The sequence below is a fragment of the Streptomyces sp. P5F9 genome, assembly GCF_057961495.1.
In genome coordinates, this window is the sequence record NZ_JBXVPZ010000225.1 from 1 (window position 1) to 15,439 (window position 15,439).

The following is a 15,439-nucleotide window of genomic DNA, read 5'->3' on the forward strand; positions in this document are numbered from 1 at the left end:
GGCACCCACCCCGCTCGACCGACCTCGCTCAGCCCACCTTCGTCACCGTCCCGGCCCCCACCGTCCGCCCGCCCTCGCGGATCGCGAAGCCGAGCCCCGGCTCCAGCGGGACCTCACGGCCGAGCTCGACCGACATCGTGACGGTGTCGCCGGGGCGGGCGACCGCCGTCTCGCCGAGGTCGACGTCGCCGACCACGTCCGCGGTGCGGATGTAGAACTGCGGCCGGTAGCCCGTCGACACGGCGGTCGTGCGGCCGCCCTCGCGGGCCGACAGGACGTACACCTGCGCCGAGAAACGGCGGCTGGGGACGACGCTGCCGGGCGCCGCGACGATGTGCCCGCGACGGACCGCGTCGCGTGGGACACCGCGCAGCAGCAGCGCCACGCTGTCGCCGGCCTGCGCCTCCGCCATGGGCTTGCCGAAGGTCTCCAGGCCGGTGACCACCGTGTCGACGGCGGCGCCGAGCACTTCGATCCGGTCGCCCACCCGGACCGTGCCGCGCTCGATCGCACCCGTGACGACCGTCCCGCGCCCGGTGATCGTGAGCACGTTCTCGACCGGCAACAGGAACGGCGCGTCCAGATACCGCTCGGGCATGGGCACATAGGTGTCCACGGCGTCGAGCAGCGCGTCGATCGACGCCGTCCAACGGGGGTCCCCCTCAAGGGCCTTGAGGCCGGACACCCGTACGACGGGTACGGAGTCGCCGCCGTAGCCGTTCGCGGTGAGCAGTTCGCGGACCTCCAGCTCGACCAGGTCGGTGAGCTCGTCGTCGCCCGCGTCGGCCTTGTTGAGCGCGACCACGATGTGGTCGACGCCCACCTGCCGGGCGAGCAGCACGTGTTCGGCGGTCTGCGGCATGATCCCGTCGAGCGCGGAGACGACGAGGATCGCCCCGTCGAGCTGCGCGGCCCCGGTGACCATGTTCTTGACGTAGTCGGCGTGGCCCGGCATGTCCACGTGCGCGTAGTGCCGGGTGTCGGTCTCGTACTCGACGTGCGCGATGTTGATGGTGATGCCGCGCGCGGCCTCCTCCGGCGCCCGGTCGATCCGGTCGAACGGTACGTAGGTGGACGCGCCGCGCTCGGCGAGGACCTTGGTGATGGCGGCGGTCAGGGTGGTCTTGCCGTGGTCGACGTGGCCCATCGTGCCGATGTTCAGGTGCGGTTTCGTGCGGACGTATGCCGTTTTGGACATGGCGGTACCTCGAAGCCTCTCCAGAGGTGAAAAGCCCAGTGGTGAAAAACGGGACCCCGAGGACTCGCCGACCCTCCCCCTGCGGGGTCCGCCGGACGATCCGGAGAGGGTCAGCTTCGGGCGCCGTCGGCTGCGGCCGCTAGAACAGAAGCGAGAACGGGAACGGCAGCCTTCGGGGCACCCGCGACGGCGGGTGCTGCCAGGTGGAAGGCGTACCGGAACATGTGGCCGATCATTGCCGACGCTTTGCCCCGAGTCGAATGGTTTTCGCGGGCCGGGGAGTTGGCGCTCTCTTCCCCCACACACAGGCCCCTCAGCGCTCTCAGGCCCCGATGTTCTTCAGTGCTGTTTTTTCAGGGCTGTTTTTTCAGGGCTGATTCTTCAGTGCTGATTCTTCAGGGCCTCGCGCACCGACAGCGGCGCGAACCGCCCCTTCTCCCGGGCCAGGAAGCCCCGTACCGCCTCCGGGTCGGTCTTGGCGTACTCGCGCAGGCACCAGCCGATCGCCTTGCGGATGAAGAAGTCCGGGTGCCCGGACTGGCGCAGGCAATACGCGAAGAGGCGTTCGGTGTCGGTGCGCTCCTTGTAGCGCAGTTGGTGGAGGAGGGCCGTACGGGCGACCCACAGGTCCTCGTCGACGATCCACGTGTCCATGTCGGTGACCAGCTTCGGATCGGCGGCCACCAGGCCTCCCACTACGTGGGAGGCGAGTGCGTCGACGGTGTCCCACCAGGGGACCGTCGAGACGAGATGGCGGGCGACCGGCAGGAAGCCGGACGTGCAGTGCTTCACATGGCGGCGCAGGTAGTCCACCGCGAAGTACTGGTACTCGCGCTCCGGCAGCTCCCAGCAGCGCAGTGCGATCGCGGTGCAGTCGGCCTCGTCGGGGCGGGGTGTGCCCTCCAGGACGGTGCGGGACAACGCCCTGCGTACGGGTGTGGTGAGGCCCAGGAAGGGCGCGATGTCCTTCATGTACGCCCGCATGGGCACGGCCCGCTCCGGATCGGCCGCGGCGGCGTACGTGGCCGTGAGCCGCTCCAGCACGGTGTCCGCGAGAACGCTGCCCGGCACCCGCACGGTGCCCGCACCTGTGACGGTCATGAGACGAACCATACGGCGATCACATACACAGGTCGGTTAGTGTCGCCGACATGCTCGCCGATGCTGCCACGAACTCCAGGGGCACCGACTCTGGGGGCACCCGCTCTGGGGGCACCGCCACGGCCACTCCCCAGGCCCCTGCCCCGATCACCGGCACGGCACTCGCCGCCGTCGTGACCGTCCCCGCGGCCATGACCGTCGCGCCGCTGCCGTCCGTCGTGCCCTTGCTGCCCGTCACCCCGGCCGGCTTCGCCGCGCGCTGCACGAGAGCCCTGCTCTCGCCGTGGTCGCGGCTGTCGCTGCTCCTCGTGCTGCTCGCCGGGGCGGCGTCGACCGTACTGCTCTTCCACCCGCAGCGCCTGCTCTCCGACGGCTGGCCGCCCCAACTCGGCGGCGCCATGGCGGCGTTGGTGTTCGCGGCCGCGTACGGCCTGTGCAGCGTGGCGTTCGTACCGCGCCCCCTGCTGAACCTCGGGGCGGGCGCGCTGTTCGGCTCCCAGCTGGGCACCGGCGCGGCGCTGGCGGGCACGGTGCTCGGCGCCGGGATCTCCTTCGGCCTGGGCCGCGTGCTGGGCCAGGACGCCCTGCGCCCGCTGCTGCGGGGCCGCTGGCTGAAGGCAGCGGACGGCCAGCTCAGCCGGCACGGCTTCCGTTCGATGATGGCGGCGCGGCTCTTCCCGGGACTGCCGTTCTGGGGCGTGAACTACTGCGCAGCCGTCTCCCGCATGCGCTGGACGCCGTTCCTGCTCGCGACGGCACTCGGCTCGATCCCGAACACCGCCGCCTACGTCGTCGCGGGCGCCCGCGCCTCCAGCCCCACGTCGCCGGCCTTCCTGATCGCGATGGCCTGCATCGCCCTGCCCGCTCTGGGCGGCGCGGTGGTGGCCTGGCGCAAGCGCCACCACCTGCGGGGCGACTGACGCGCCGGCGCCTTCAGACAGCCTCGATGATCATCGCGTTGGCGAGGCCGCCCGCCTCGCACATCGTCTGCAGCCCGTAACGCGCGCCCCGGTCCCGCATCGCGTGCACCAGCGTGGTCGTCAGCCGCGTACCGCTCGCCCCGAGCGGATGCCCGATCGCGATGGCCCCGCCGTGCACGTTGACCTTGGCGAGATCCGCGCCCGTCTCCTGCTGCCAGGCCAGAACGACACTGGAAAACGCCTCGTTGACCTCGAACAGATCGATGTCGTCGAGGGTGAGCGACGCCCGGCGCAGCACCTTCTCGGTGGCCGGGATGACGCCGGTGAGCATGAGCAGCGGGTCGGACCCGGTCACGGCGAAGCTGTGCAGCCGGGCGAGCGGGCGCAGCCCGAGCCGGGCCGCGGTCTCGCTCGACGTGATGAGCACGGCGGAGGCCCCGTCGTTGATGGGGCTGGAGTTGCCGGCGGTGATGTTCCACTCGATCTGCGGGAAGCGCTCGGCGTACGTCGCATCGTAGAAAGCGGGCTTGAGGCCGGCCAGGATCTCGGCGGTGCTGCCGGGCCGTACGCACTCGTCGCGCGAGGCGCCCGCCAGGGGTGCCACCTGGGCGTCGAAGAGGCCCGCGTCCCAGGCGGCGGCCGCCTTGAGGTGCGAGGAGACCGCGAAGGCGTCCAACTGGTCGCGCGTCATCGACCACTTGGCGGCGATGAGTTCGGCGCTGATGCCCTGCGGGACGAGACCCTCCGGATAGCGCCCGGCGACGCCGGGGCCGAAGGGATCCGTACCGGGCAGCACGCTCGACCCCATCGGCACCCGCCCCATGGACTCCACTCCACAGGCCACGACCATGTCGTACGCCCCGGAGATCACGCCCTGCGCCGCGAAGTGCACGGCCTGCTGGGACGAGCCGCACTGGCGGTCCACCGTGGTCGCGGGCACCGACTCCGGGAAGCCCGCCGACAGCACGGCCTGCCGGGTGATGTTCACGGCCTGCTCACCGACCTGGGTGACCGTGCCGCCGATGACGTCATCGATGAGGGCTGGGTCGACCCCGGTGCGCTCGACGAGGCTGCGCAGGGTGTGCGAGAGGAGTTCGACGGGGTGGACCTGGGCGAGGGTGCCGTTCGGTTTGCCCTTACCGACGGGCGTGCGTACGGCTTCGACGATCACTGCGTCACGCATGGGACGGGCCTCCACGATTACCAGCGAGCACTACTAGTGAGTAGGAAATCCAAACTCACAATAGCTCCATCAGTTGGGAAATCAAACCCACTCTCTGATCAGCCCTAGACTGGACCCCATGGCCGCCTCCAAAGACCCCAAAGACAAAGCCCCGCGCCCCTGCTCGATCGCCGACGCCCTCGCACTCGTCGGCGAGAAGTACTCCCTGCTCGTCCTGCGGGAGGTGTGCCTCGGCAATCGCCGCTTCGACCAGCTGGTCCGCAACATCGGCGCCCCGCGCGACGTCCTGACCACCCGGCTGCGCCGCCTCGTCGACGCCGGGATCCTGACGCGGCGGGCGTACAGCGAGCACCCGCAGCGCTTCGAGTACCGGCCCACCGAGGCGGGCCTCGAACTGGAGCCGGTCCTGATGACCCTCATGGCGTGGGGCGATCGTCATCTTCGGAGGGATCAGCTCGACCGTCCCATGGTGGTCGAGCACATCTGCGGCAACGAACTGGTCCCGGCCGTCACCTGCACCGCCTGCGGCAACCCGGTCCGCCACGAGGACCTGACGGCCCACCCGCAGTCACCCGGCTGGACCGTGACAGGCCCGGCAGCGGCGTAGAAGCCGCTCGGCCTCAGACGGTTCCCTTGTGGACGTCGTAGACGTCCAACCGCCCGCACATCCCGAACTTCCCGTACGCGGACGGCTGTTCGGCCCGTACGGCGGCACCGGCGAGGTGCGAGAAATCGCCCTGTTCGAGCCGGTCGAGCTGCTCCCCCGTAGCCGTAGCGGCGGCTCGCGCCCCGCGCTCCCAGCGCTCGCGCCACTCCGCGAGCCGGGGTCGTACCAGCGCGGCGGCGGCCCGGTGGAACGCGGCCAGCGCCTCCGGACCCTCGGCGTCGCGCAGCGCCCGGTAGCCCTCCAGGGCGAGGTCGCGCCGGGCCCGGGCGACCCGTTCCTGCTCCGCCTCGGGCGCGTCGGCCGGGATCACGGTGGCCGAGGCGTACGTCTCCGGGTCGGTGAGGTACTGCGGGGGCAGCGTGAGCACCGCGTCCCCCGCCTCGGGCAGGCCGCTGTTCTGCATGAGGACGGTGATGCGCAGGTCGTCCTCGTTGACGAGCCGGTGGATGGTGCCCGGCGTGAACCAGGCGACCGTTCCGGCCGCGAGCGGCGTGACCTCGTACCTAGACGTCGTGCCGGACATTGTGAGGGTCTGCACCGCACCGTGCCCGCCGGTGACGACGTACCCCTCCGAACAGGTCAGGTGCATATGGGGAGTTCCGCCGCATACTCCGTTGTCGGCCTCTGCCGGCCAGTCGTAGACCGACAGATGCGAGACGGCGACCCCGCCCGGTAGACCAGAAAAACCGCTCACCACGGGTGCGCCTCCAGGTACTTGGCGATCTCCTCCCGCTCCCACGCGCCGTCGGCCACGACGACCCGGTAGCGCCGGGTGAGGGTGTCGCCGGGGGCCAGCTCCAGCTCGTCGTAGAAGGCGAAGGAGGGGGCGATGCCCGCGAACGGCTCGTTGCGGACGAACCAGTGGGCGGGGTGGGTGCCCCGGGCGCCGGACTCGTCGTTCTCGGGGGCGTGCGCGAAGACGATGGTCGCGTGGCCGTCGGTGCCGTCGTGCTCGCCGGAGACGGCGAGCCAGGGGCCCTGGGAGCCCATCAGCTCGGGGCCCTCGCCGTCGGGGCCGATGATCCGGCCGTCGCGGAAGGCGCGCGGGCCGCGCCAGAAGAGGCCCGTATAACCGGCCGCCTCGCGCCCGTGGGTGGTCGGGCTGCCGAACCGCAGGGGCTCGTCACGGCGGTTGGTCACGGCGCTCGTCCAGGTCAGCGCCCACGAACGCGACTCCGCGTCCGTGTCCACATCGTGCACCTCGATCCGGCGCTGCTCGTCGGCCCAGAGTTCACCGCTGTGCGGGTGCCAGGTCAGCCGTTCGGCGATGACGAGACGCTCTGCGCCCGAGTCGGTGTGGATGTCGATCTCGTCGAAGGCGACATGGGCCATCGACCCGACCCGCTCTGGGAGTTGGAGATACCCCTCGCCGTGAACGTATGTGTTGCCGCCCCACAGGTTCTGGCCAGACAGATGCGAGGCGGTGAACTGCAGGCCCTTGTGCCAGCGGTGGTCGTTGGGCCGGTAGTCCGTGACGACGTCACCGGCAAGGGTCCTGATCGGGTGGAGGTACGGCTTCGGCGCCTCCCAGGCGGCCTCGGGCCGGTACACATAGCTGAACAGCTCGACGCCGGTGGCCGGTTCCGTCACCGTGATGCGGTCCCCGTGGGCATGGACGATACGCAGGCCGGTCACGCCGACACCTCCTCGCGCGCCACGGGCGCCCAGCCGGGGGCGCCGCCGTGCAGCGCCGTGTAATAGGGGTCTCCGGGGCCGATCTCGCCGGCCCGTACGGTCGTGTCCGTGAACGCCGACTTGTAGAGCGCGGTGATCAGTTCGAGGCTGGTGCGCCCGTCCGTGCCGCTGCTGCGCGGCCGTTCGCCGGCCCGCATGCTCACGACGAGTTCGCGCAGCTGCTCCAGGTGCGAACTCGGCACGTCCGGCCCGAAGTCCTGCCAGGCCGCGGCCTCCTCGCCCGACACGTCAGGGGCGGGCGTGATGCGCCAGTTGTCGTTGCTGTGCCCGTACAGGTGGGTGAGTTCGACGGTGGCGCGTTCGCAGTCGATGCGGATACGGCTGACCTCGTCGGGGCTCAGCACGCTGTTGACGGCGGTGGCCATGGCGCCGTTCTCGAAGCGCACCAGGGCGGTCGAGACGTCCTCGGTCTCCACGTCGTGGACCAGGCGTCCGGCCATGGCCTTCACCTCGCTCCACGGCCCGAGCAGATCGAGCAGGAGGTCCATCTGGTGGATGCCGTGTCCCATGGCGGGTCCGCCGCCCTCGGTCTCCCAGCGTCCGCGCCAGGGCACGGCGTAGTAAGCGGTGTCGCGGTACCAGGTGGTCTGGCAGTGCGCCACGAGCGGCCGGCCCATGGCCTGCTCGGCGAGCAGCCGGCGCACATGCCGGGAGCCCGACCCGAAGCGGTGCTGGAAGACGATCGAGGCGTACGGTCCCCCGAGCTGTGCTTCTTTCTCCCGGCCCTTTGCCGGGCCTTCCTCGTCCTCCACGGCGTCGAAGTCGGCCAGGGTCGGCACCGGCGGCTTCTCGCACCAGACCCAGGCGCCGGCCCGCAGCGCGGCGATCGTCTGCGCGCGGTGCAGGGTGGGCGGGGTGCAGATGGTGACGAGGTCGGGCCGCTGCTCCCGGAGCATCTGCTCCAGATCGGTGTAGGCGTGCGGGATCCCGGCCTCGGCGCAGAAGGACTCGACCGACGTGGCATCGATGTCAACGGCCGCTACGACGTCGGTCTCCCCCTCCTCGGCGAGCCGCGCCAGCGCGGGGAAATGGGAACCGCGGCCGATGGCACCGGCGCCGACCACGGCGGCCCGGACGCGTCGGCCGGCTAGCGGTGGCAAGGGCTGGAAGGCCCCGGGGTTGGCGGCTTGTGTGGACATGGTCGTGATCAGCACTCCTCCGGGGACAGCGAGCGCCGTGCAGCAAGCGCTTTCCTCCGCTGCAACGTATGCGCCGCCCCCGCAGCTGGTCAACACCGCGAACCCGGAGTCGTCGGACCACTCGTGAAACCTCTGCGTGCGGAGTCGCGCAACGGCCCTGAAACCTCTGTGCCCGGAGTCGCCCAACCGCCGTGAAACCTCTGTGCCCGGAGTCGCCCAACCGCCGTGAAACCTCTGCGCCCGGAGTCGCACGACCGCCATGAAACCCCTGTGTCGGGCCTGCCACACCGGGACGCTACGCTGCCCGCTACACACACTCGTTCACCGCGCGCGGCGTTTTGGTGTGTCCTTTGCCCCTCCTCGATCAGCACTTGGACGCCGTAACTCCATGTCTTGGTTTGAATCCCTCATCCTCGGACTCGTCCAGGGGCTGACCGAGTTCCTCCCCGTCTCCTCCAGCGCGCACCTGCGACTGACGGCGGCCTTCTCGGGCTGGAAGGACCCGGGCGCGGCCTTCACGGCGATCACCCAGCTCGGCACGGAGGCGGCGGTGCTGATCTATTTCCGCCGGGATGTCGGGCGGATTCTCGCCGCGTGGTTCCGGTCGCTGACGAACAAGGAGATGCGCCGCGACCACGACGCCCAGATGGGCTGGCTGGTGATCGTCGGCTCCGTCCCGATCGGCGTGCTCGGCGTGACCCTCAAGGACCAGATCGAGGGCCCGTTCCGCGATCTGCGCGTCACCGCCACGATGCTGATCGTGATGGGCATCGTCATCGGCATCGCCGACCGCCTCGCGGCCCGCGACGAGAACGGCGGCCGGCACCGCGCCCCCAAGCAGCGCAAGACCCTGCTGGACCTCAACACCAAGGACGGCCTGCTCTACGGCCTCTGCCAGGCCATGGCCCTGGTCCCCGGCGTCTCCCGCTCCGGCGCGACCATCAGCGGCGGCCTCTTCATGGGCTACACCCGCGAGGCGGCGGCCCGTTACTCCTTCCTCCTCGCCATGCCGGCCGTACTCGCCTCGGGCGCCTTCGAGTTGAAGGACGCGGCGGAGGAAGGGCATGTCTCATGGGGCCCGACGATGTTCGCGACGGTGATCGCGTTCATCGTCGGATACGCGGTCATCGCCTGGTTCATGAAGTTCATCTCCCACAAGAGCTTCATGCCGTTCGTCTACTACCGCATCGCCCTCGGCATCGTCATCATCGCGCTGGTGACCGCGGGCGCGCTGAGCCCGCATGCGGCGGAGTCCGCGGGCTGAGTCAACTCCCGGGCGGGGCAAGGGCGCTGCTCGACCGGGCCGTGCCAGGCGATCCCGACGGGAACGTGGGGTTCCCGGACCACAACGACGTGTACGACGGTTTCGGCGATCCACCCCAGCAGCTCACCGTCGCCGTGAACCGTCTCCAACTCGGCGACCTGCTCGCGGACTTGTCGGCGTCCGCCGAAGTCGCGGCCGCCGTCTGCGCGTTCGGCGCCGGGTTCGACGTCGAGGTACGGGAACATCCGACCGAAAACACCTCACCGCCCTGCGGGAGTTCCACCGAGCCGCCGCACGTCACGCCCAGTGTGTCGTCACGTGGGTCGACTGAGTGTCCGGGCCGCGCCGGGCGCTCCTCTCTCCTCCTCCCCTCGCCCGTGACCAACCCCATACGGTCTGAGTAGCCGTCCGGTAGCGCAGTGTCAGTCCTTGCCCCTAGGCTGTTCGCATGTCCCCCGATTTCATGGCCCCTGGTTCCGTGCGGTCTGCTTCCGAGGTGAACGAGCAGATCCGGGCACTTTGGCTGCGTGCGGGCGGCTCGCTCTCCACACAAGAGCGGGAGGAATACGAGCTGTTGGTGGTCGAGTGGGCCGCGGCGATACGGGACGAGGTCATCGCGGCGGCCTGAGTGGAGCATCTCAGCAGCGTGCCGCCGCGCCGGGGGCTCGTCATCTTCCTCAACGGCACGTCCAGTTCGGGCAAGTCGAGCATCGCGGCCGAGCTGCTGCCGATCCTGGACGAGCCGTACTTCCACATGCCGGTCGACGCGTTCCACGCGATGCGCGCGCCGGTGCCGGTCGCACCCGAACAGCTCGACACCATGCTGCACCGCACCTGGCGGGGCTACCACCGCGCCGTCGCCGGGATGGCCGCCGCCGGCAATAACGTCGTTATGGACCATGTGTTGAGTGCCGAGTGGCGACTGCGGGACTGCCTCTCTCTGTTCGTCCCCGAGGACGTGGTGCTCGTCGGCGTGCACTGTCCGCCGGAGGAGTTTGAGCGCCGCGAGCGCGACCGCGCCGACCGGCCGACCGGGCTCGCCTCCCGCCAGGTCACCCAGGTCCACACGCACGGTGTCTACGACATCGAGTGCGACACCGGCCGATGGGATGCGGCCGAATGCGCCCGCCGTATCAGGGACTTCCTGCCCGGCAGGCCCAGACCGACGGCGTTCCAGCGGCTGCGGGCCGCGGCATAGGGCTCACCGCCCGCCCGACACCCGCACCACCGTCCCCGTCGCGTAGGACGCGTCCGGTGACATCAACCAGGCGATCGCCGCGGCGACTTCCTCGGGCTGACCGGCGCGGCGCAGTGGGATCGACGCCGCCAAGCGTTCGGGGCGGTCCGGGTCGCCGGATCTCCCGTGGATCTCCGTGTCGATGACGCCGGGCGCGACCGCGTTGACGCGGATGCCGGCGGGACCGAGTTCCTTGGCCAGGCCGAGCGTGAGGGTGTCGACGGCGGCCTTCGTCGCGGCGTAGTGGACGTACTCGCCGGGGCTGCCGAGGGTCGCGGCGGCGGACGAGACGTTCACGATCACGCCGTTTCCCCGTGCCGTCATCACCTGTGCGGCGCGGCGTGAACACAGCAGTGTGCCAAGCAAGTTGACCTCGACGACGCGGCGCAGGTCGGCGGGGTCGGTGTCGGTGAGGCGGCCGAACGGGCCGGTCACCCCGGCGTTGTTCACCAGCCCTGTGACCGGGCCGAGTTGCTTCTCGGCCACCGTGAAGAGCCGCTCCACGTCCGCCTCGACGGACGTGTCCCCGGGCACACACACCGAACGGGCCCCTGCCCGCCGTACCCCCTCCGCGACCTCCTCGGCCGCCTGCGCGTCCCGGAGATAACCCACGACCACGTCGTGCCCGTCCTCCGCGAGCCGCCGGCAGGTCGCGGCGCCGATCCCCCGGCCACCCCCGGTGACGACCGTGACAAGACGTTTCATGAGTACTCCTCGCGACGGAAACCGACGAACAACAACAGCGCACAATGACGAAGTCCGGCGAAGAACCGTCGAACACCACCGAATGTTCCCCACCTTGTATCCGCGTCCCTCTTGGCGCGACACGCTCCGTAGCCAACACTGAGCCGATGACGCAGCGTGTGGAACTGGCGATTGTGATGGACCGGCTGGCCGTGGACGAAGTGATCACCGAATACGCGGTGGCGGTGGACGACGGCGACTGGGAGGCGTACCGGAAACTGTTCGCCCCGGACGGGCGCGCCGACTACCGGTCCGCCGGAGGGATCGAGGGGACCGCGGAACAGGTCGCCGGGTGGCTCGCGGAGAGCCTGCGACTGTTCTCGATGCGGCAGCATCTGATCGTGAACCGGCGGATCCGCTTCGGAGCCCTGGACCAGCACACCGACGACACTGCCCGCGTCCAGGCCGACTACGTCAATCCGATGCGCTTCGCCAAGAACGAGGACGGGGACAGGGACAGGGACAGGGACAGGGACAGCAACGGCGACGGTACCTCCTCCACCGCGCCCGACTTCGTGTGCGGCGGGCGGTACGCGTTCGGGCTGCTGCGGACGGACGACGGCTGGCGGCTGACCGAGGTCGTGGTGGAGGAGAAATGGCGGCGCCTCCCCGAGCGGCGCCCGGAAGCCGTGGTCCACTGAGACGGCCGGACCGGGATGGCCGGACTGGGATGGCCGGACTGGGATGGCCGGACTCGTATGGGCGGACTCGGACGACCCGGTCGACGTACGTCCTCTGTGCGAGATCGCCCCCGGCACGCACACTGGAGCGACCAGCGGGTAGGGAGGTGCCGTATGAAGACCTTCGGCGACTGGCTCGCCTCTCCGTGGCGGCGTTCCCTGCTCGCCGTGCTCGCGGGCGCCCTGCCCGTGTTCGCGTTTCCGGCGCCGTCCCTGTGGTGGTTCGCCTACGTCGCCCTCGTCCCCTGGATCCTGCTGACGCGCTCGGCGCCGACCGGGCGGCGGGCGGTCTACGACGGCTGGTTCGGGGGGCTCGGGTTCATGCTGGCCGTGCACAGCTGGCTGGTGCCGAGCCTGAGTGTGTTCATCGTGGTCATCGCGGGGCTGCTGGGCGTGCTGTGGGCGCCGTGGGGCTGGCTGGTGCGCCGCTTCCTCGCGGACGTGCCGTCGCCCCGGCGGGGCGGTGCCGCACTGCTCGTGCTGCCCTCGGGCTGGCTGATGGTCGAACTCGTGCGGTCCTGGCAGGGGTTGGGCGGCCCCTGGGGGCTGCTCGGCTCCACCCAGTGGCAGGTGGAACCGGCGTTGCGGCTCGCGTCCGTCGGCGGGGTATGGCTGCTGAGCTTCCTGGTCGTGGCCGTCAACGTCGCGGTCGCCGTCCTCGTCGCCGTGCGCGAGTCCCGGGTGCCGGCGGTCGCCGGACTCCTGGCCACCGCTGCCGCGACCTCCGCCGCCTGGGTGTGGTCGCCGCGGCCCGACGTCGACGGCCGCGTGCGGATCGCCGTCGTACAGCCCGGGGTCATCGCCGGCGACGACAGCGGCGACCGGCGCTTCGACCGCGAGGAGCAGCTCACCCGCCAACTGGCCGGTCAGAACGTCGACTTGATCGCCTGGGGCGAGAGCAGCGTCGGCTTCGACCTCGGCAAGCGGCCCGATCTCGCGCGCCGTATCGCCGCCCTCTCCCAGGAGACCGGTGCCGACATCCTGGTCGACGTGGACGCCCAGCGCTCCGACAAGCCCGGCATCTACAAGAGCTCGATCCTGGTCGGCCCGGAGGGTCTCACCGGCGACCGCTACGACAAGATGCGGCTCGTCCCCTTCGGCGAGTACATCCCGTTCCGCTCGCTGCTCGGCTGGGCCACCTCCGTCGGCAAGGCGGCGGGCGTGGACCGCAGGCACGGCACCGAGCAGGTCGTGATGAACGTGGGGCACGGGCTGCGCATCGGCCCGCTGATCTGCTTCGAGACCGCGTTCCCCGACATGAGCCGCCACCTCGCCCAGGACGGCGCGGACGTCCTGCTCGCCCAGTCCTCGACCTCGTCGTTCCAGGACAGCTGGGCCCCCGAACAGCACGCTACCCTCGCCGCCCTGCGCGCCGCCGAGACCGGCCGCCCGGTGGTCCACGCCACCCTGACCGGCGTCTCCGCCGTCTACGGCCCGAGCGGACAGCGCATCGGCTCATGGCTGGGCACGAACAAGAGCACCACCCAGGTCTACGACGTCCCGCTCGCCCACGGCATCACGCCGTACGTCCGCTACGGCGCCTGGCCCGTGGGCGTGGCCCTGCTGGTGCTCGCGGCCATGTGCGCCGGGGAGGGCGCGCAGGCGTTCAGGCTGCGGCGGACCGGTCCGCGACCTCTCGTACCACCCGCTCGCACAGTTCATGAGTCGCCAGCGCGTCCCGGGCGCTGAGCACCTTGCCGGCGCGTACGGCGTCGAGGAAGGTGAGCACGGCCTGCTCGATACCGCGCTGCCGGGCCACCGGCACCCAGTCCCCGCGCCGCCGTACGGTCGGCTGGCCCTTGTGGTCGACGACCTCGGCGAGGTTGAGGACCTGACGCTTGGTGTCCTGCCCTGAGACCTCCAGGATCTCCTCCACCGAGCCGCTGAGCCGGTTCATCACCCCGAGCGCGGTGAAGCCGTCGCCGGAGAGCTGGAGCACGAGGTGGTGCAGGAGTCCGTCCTGGGTTCGGGCGCGCACGGTCACGTCCTTGACCGGCCCCGGCACCAGGAACCGCAGGGTGTCCACGATGTGGATGAAGTCGTCCAGGATCATCGCGCGCGGCTCCTCCGGGAGCCCGATCCGGTTCTTCTGCATGAGGATCAGCTCGCGCGGGTGGTCGACGCACTGCGCGTACCCGGGGGCGTAGCGGCGGTTGAAGCCGACCGCGAGCGACACGTTCCGCTCCTCCGCGAGCCGCACCAGCCGCTCGGAGTCGGCGAGTTCGTAGGCGAGCGGCTTGTCGACGTACGTCGGTACGCCCGCCTCCAGCAGCCTGGTGACGATCTCGGGGTGCACGATCGTGGGCGCGTGCACGAAGGCGGCGTCGAGGCCTTGCGCGAGGAGCGCGTCGAGGTCCGTGTGCCGCCGGTCCGCCGGGAGGTGCAGGCCGTCGGCGACCCGGGCGAGAGTGGCGGGCGTGCGCGTCTGCAGATGCAGTTCGACCCCGGGCAGCCCGCCGAGAACCGGCAGGTAGGCCTTCTGCGCGATGTCACCGAGGCCGATGCAGCCGACTTTCACGGAGTCTCCCAACGCTCGCCCAGCGGTACCTCCTGTACCTCCTCGGAAGCATACGGCGGGGGAATATCCGCTGGTGCGGGCGGTCGGGGCACGCGAGGATGCGGGGATGACCATTGAGCGCAGTGAACCCGGGACCACCGCCGACGAACGCACCATGCTGGAGGGCTGGCTGAAGTACCACCGGGACACCCTCGCCTGGAAGTGCGAGGGCCTGACCGACGAGCAGTTGAGGACCGCGTCGGTGGAGCCGTCCAACCTGACGCTCATGGGCCTGGTGCGGCACATGGCGGAGGTGGAGCGGAGCTGGTACCGCCGGGTCATGTCGGACGAGCAGTTGACCCCGATCTACTACAGCGACGAGGACCCGGACGGCGATTTCCACCTCACCGAGGCGGACACCTGGGCGGAGGCGTACGCGACCTGGCAGGCCGAGATCGAGGCGGCGAACGAGCACGCGGCCCGGTTCGCCCTGGACGATGTCTCCGTGGGCAAGCACCGGCGCACCGGCGAGCGCTTCAACCTGCGCTGGATCCACACCCACATGATCGAGGAGTACGCCCGGCACAACGGCCACGCCGACCTGCTCCGCGAGCGGATCGACGGGAACACCGGCGACTGACGTCACGTCACCCGGAGCGGGTGCGCGCCGTCCGTAAGGGGGCGGAGATCACCCGTGTGGGGCATCATCCGCCAGTCCGCTGTCCCCATCGGGTCCGGAACCAGCAGAGTTGCGCGGGTGCATCGAACGACGACCACCGCAACGCTCCTGGTCACCGTGGCTGTCTCGGCCCTCGCCGGCTGTGTGACGGTCCAGCGGCCGGCGGCCCCCGCTCCCCCGGCCGTACCGACCCAAGCGTCGGTGCCGCGCCCGGACGGCAGCGCGGAGCCGCAGGTCGTACAGGCCCCGGCGCGGGAGGCGCTGGAACTCATCGACCCGTCCCACCGCCCGAAACCGGCCACACATCCGCCGCACCACGCACCGGCCCAGCCCCCGAAGGCGGCCCAGGCACCGGTCCCCCGCTCACCGCAGCACCCTCACCCGCATCCCCATCCGCACCCGAAGCCGCACCACCCCCGGCAGCCGGGCGCGGAC

The 15,439-nt window shown here is 70.7% G+C and carries 18 protein-coding genes; 10 read left to right on the plus strand and 8 right to left on the minus strand.

Translation table 11 applies throughout. The annotated features are described in order from the left end of the window. Positions 1-28: 28 nt before the first annotated feature. The gene (gene tuf / locus AC31A1_RS29970) at positions 29-1,198 is read right to left on the minus strand and encodes an elongation factor Tu (protein WP_489656324.1); all 1,170 of its coding nucleotides are present in this window, start codon (positions 1,196-1,198) and stop codon (positions 29-31) included. A 381-nt stretch (positions 1,199-1,579) separates the two neighbouring features. Beyond that, complete coding sequence (locus AC31A1_RS29975) at positions 1,580-2,299, minus strand: DNA alkylation repair protein (RefSeq protein ID WP_489656325.1); 720 nt, start codon at positions 2,297-2,299, stop codon at positions 1,580-1,582. A 50-nt stretch (positions 2,300-2,349) separates the two neighbouring features. Here AC31A1_RS29975 and AC31A1_RS29980 point away from each other — a divergent pair, with 50 nt between their 5' ends. After that, positions 2,350-3,219: a TVP38/TMEM64 family protein gene (locus AC31A1_RS29980; RefSeq protein ID WP_489656326.1), complete on the plus strand. Its 870-nt coding sequence runs from the start codon at positions 2,350-2,352 to the stop codon at positions 3,217-3,219. A 13-nt stretch (positions 3,220-3,232) separates the two neighbouring features. Here the strand turns inward: AC31A1_RS29980 and AC31A1_RS29985 are convergent, their stop codons facing one another. Continuing rightward, a complete protein-coding gene (locus AC31A1_RS29985; RefSeq protein WP_489656327.1) occupies positions 3,233-4,402 on the minus strand; it encodes a thiolase family protein in 1,170 nt (389 codons plus the stop codon). A gap of 118 nt (positions 4,403-4,520) precedes the next feature. Here AC31A1_RS29985 and AC31A1_RS29990 point away from each other — a divergent pair, with 118 nt between their 5' ends. Next, positions 4,521-5,009 (plus strand): winged helix-turn-helix transcriptional regulator, encoded by a 489-nt coding sequence (locus AC31A1_RS29990; protein ID WP_489656328.1) that lies wholly within the window; start codon positions 4,521-4,523, stop codon positions 5,007-5,009. Positions 5,010-5,022: 13 nt separating this feature from the next. Here the strand turns inward: AC31A1_RS29990 and AC31A1_RS29995 are convergent, their stop codons facing one another. The 3 genes from AC31A1_RS29995 to AC31A1_RS30005 are packed head-to-tail and all read right to left on the minus strand — an operon-like array spanning position 5,023 to position 7,903. After that, positions 5,023-5,766: a cupin domain-containing protein gene (locus tag AC31A1_RS29995; protein WP_489656329.1), complete on the minus strand. Its 744-nt coding sequence runs from the start codon at positions 5,764-5,766 to the stop codon at positions 5,023-5,025. Next, entirely contained in the window at positions 5,760-6,704 is a 945-nt protein-coding gene (locus tag AC31A1_RS30000; RefSeq protein WP_489656330.1) for a DUF6807 domain-containing protein, read from the minus strand. Before AC31A1_RS30000 ends, AC31A1_RS29995 begins: the two co-directional genes overlap by 7 nt. Further along, positions 6,701-7,903, minus strand: coding sequence for a Gfo/Idh/MocA family protein (locus AC31A1_RS30005; protein WP_489656331.1), 1,203 nt, complete (start codon positions 7,901-7,903; stop codon positions 6,701-6,703). The genes AC31A1_RS30000 and AC31A1_RS30005 overlap by 4 nt, the downstream gene beginning before the upstream one ends. A 388-nt stretch (positions 7,904-8,291) precedes the next feature. Between AC31A1_RS30005 and AC31A1_RS30010 the strand changes: the two genes are divergently transcribed. Genes AC31A1_RS30010 through AC31A1_RS30025 form a run of 4 tightly spaced genes read left to right on the plus strand, consistent with a single transcriptional unit; the run spans position 8,292 to position 10,365 of the window. Next, on the plus strand, positions 8,292-9,167 hold the full coding sequence (locus tag AC31A1_RS30010) for an undecaprenyl-diphosphate phosphatase (protein ID WP_489656332.1): 876 nt from the start codon (positions 8,292-8,294) through the stop codon (positions 9,165-9,167). A gap of 41 nt (positions 9,168-9,208) precedes the next feature. Beyond that, positions 9,209-9,571, plus strand: a complete 363-nt coding sequence (locus AC31A1_RS30015; RefSeq protein WP_489656333.1) for a hypothetical protein — start codon at positions 9,209-9,211, stop codon at positions 9,569-9,571. Between the two features lie 44 nt (positions 9,572-9,615). Next, entirely contained in the window at positions 9,616-9,795 is a 180-nt protein-coding gene (locus tag AC31A1_RS30020; protein ID WP_489656334.1) for a hypothetical protein, read from the plus strand. Beyond that, positions 9,796-10,365 carry a chloramphenicol phosphotransferase CPT family protein gene (locus AC31A1_RS30025; protein ID WP_489656335.1) on the plus strand — a complete coding sequence of 190 codons (570 nt, stop codon included), beginning with the start codon at positions 9,796-9,798 and terminating at the stop codon, positions 10,363-10,365. A gap of 3 nt (positions 10,366-10,368) precedes the next feature. Here the strand turns inward: AC31A1_RS30025 and AC31A1_RS30030 are convergent, their stop codons facing one another. Then, positions 10,369-11,109: an SDR family NAD(P)-dependent oxidoreductase gene (locus AC31A1_RS30030; protein WP_489656336.1), complete on the minus strand. Its 741-nt coding sequence runs from the start codon at positions 11,107-11,109 to the stop codon at positions 10,369-10,371. A 146-nt stretch (positions 11,110-11,255) separates the two neighbouring features. On the opposite strand from AC31A1_RS30030, the gene AC31A1_RS30035 reads away from it, so the two are divergent. Both AC31A1_RS30035 and lnt read left to right on the plus strand, forming a co-directional pair. After that, on the plus strand, positions 11,256-11,789 hold the full coding sequence (locus AC31A1_RS30035) for a nuclear transport factor 2 family protein (protein ID WP_489656337.1): 534 nt from the start codon (positions 11,256-11,258) through the stop codon (positions 11,787-11,789). Between the two features lie 153 nt (positions 11,790-11,942). Then, positions 11,943-13,517, plus strand: coding sequence for an apolipoprotein N-acyltransferase (lnt, locus tag AC31A1_RS30040; protein WP_489656338.1), 1,575 nt, complete (start codon positions 11,943-11,945; stop codon positions 13,515-13,517). On the opposite strand, the gene AC31A1_RS30045 is transcribed toward lnt, so the two are convergent. Then, on the minus strand, positions 13,435-14,346 hold the full coding sequence (locus AC31A1_RS30045) for a Gfo/Idh/MocA family protein (protein ID WP_489656339.1): 912 nt from the start codon (positions 14,344-14,346) through the stop codon (positions 13,435-13,437). The two genes, lnt and AC31A1_RS30045, sit on opposite strands and share 83 nt — an antisense overlap. A gap of 106 nt (positions 14,347-14,452) precedes the next feature. On the opposite strand from AC31A1_RS30045, the gene AC31A1_RS30050 reads away from it, so the two are divergent. Together AC31A1_RS30050 and AC31A1_RS30055 are read left to right on the plus strand one after the other, a co-directional pair. Beyond that, complete coding sequence (locus AC31A1_RS30050) at positions 14,453-14,965, plus strand: DinB family protein (protein WP_489656340.1); 513 nt, start codon at positions 14,453-14,455, stop codon at positions 14,963-14,965. A 117-nt stretch (positions 14,966-15,082) separates the two neighbouring features. Continuing rightward, positions 15,083-15,439, plus strand: a 357-nt coding sequence (locus AC31A1_RS30055) for a hypothetical protein (protein ID WP_489656341.1), incomplete at its 3' end; no start/stop codon positions are given.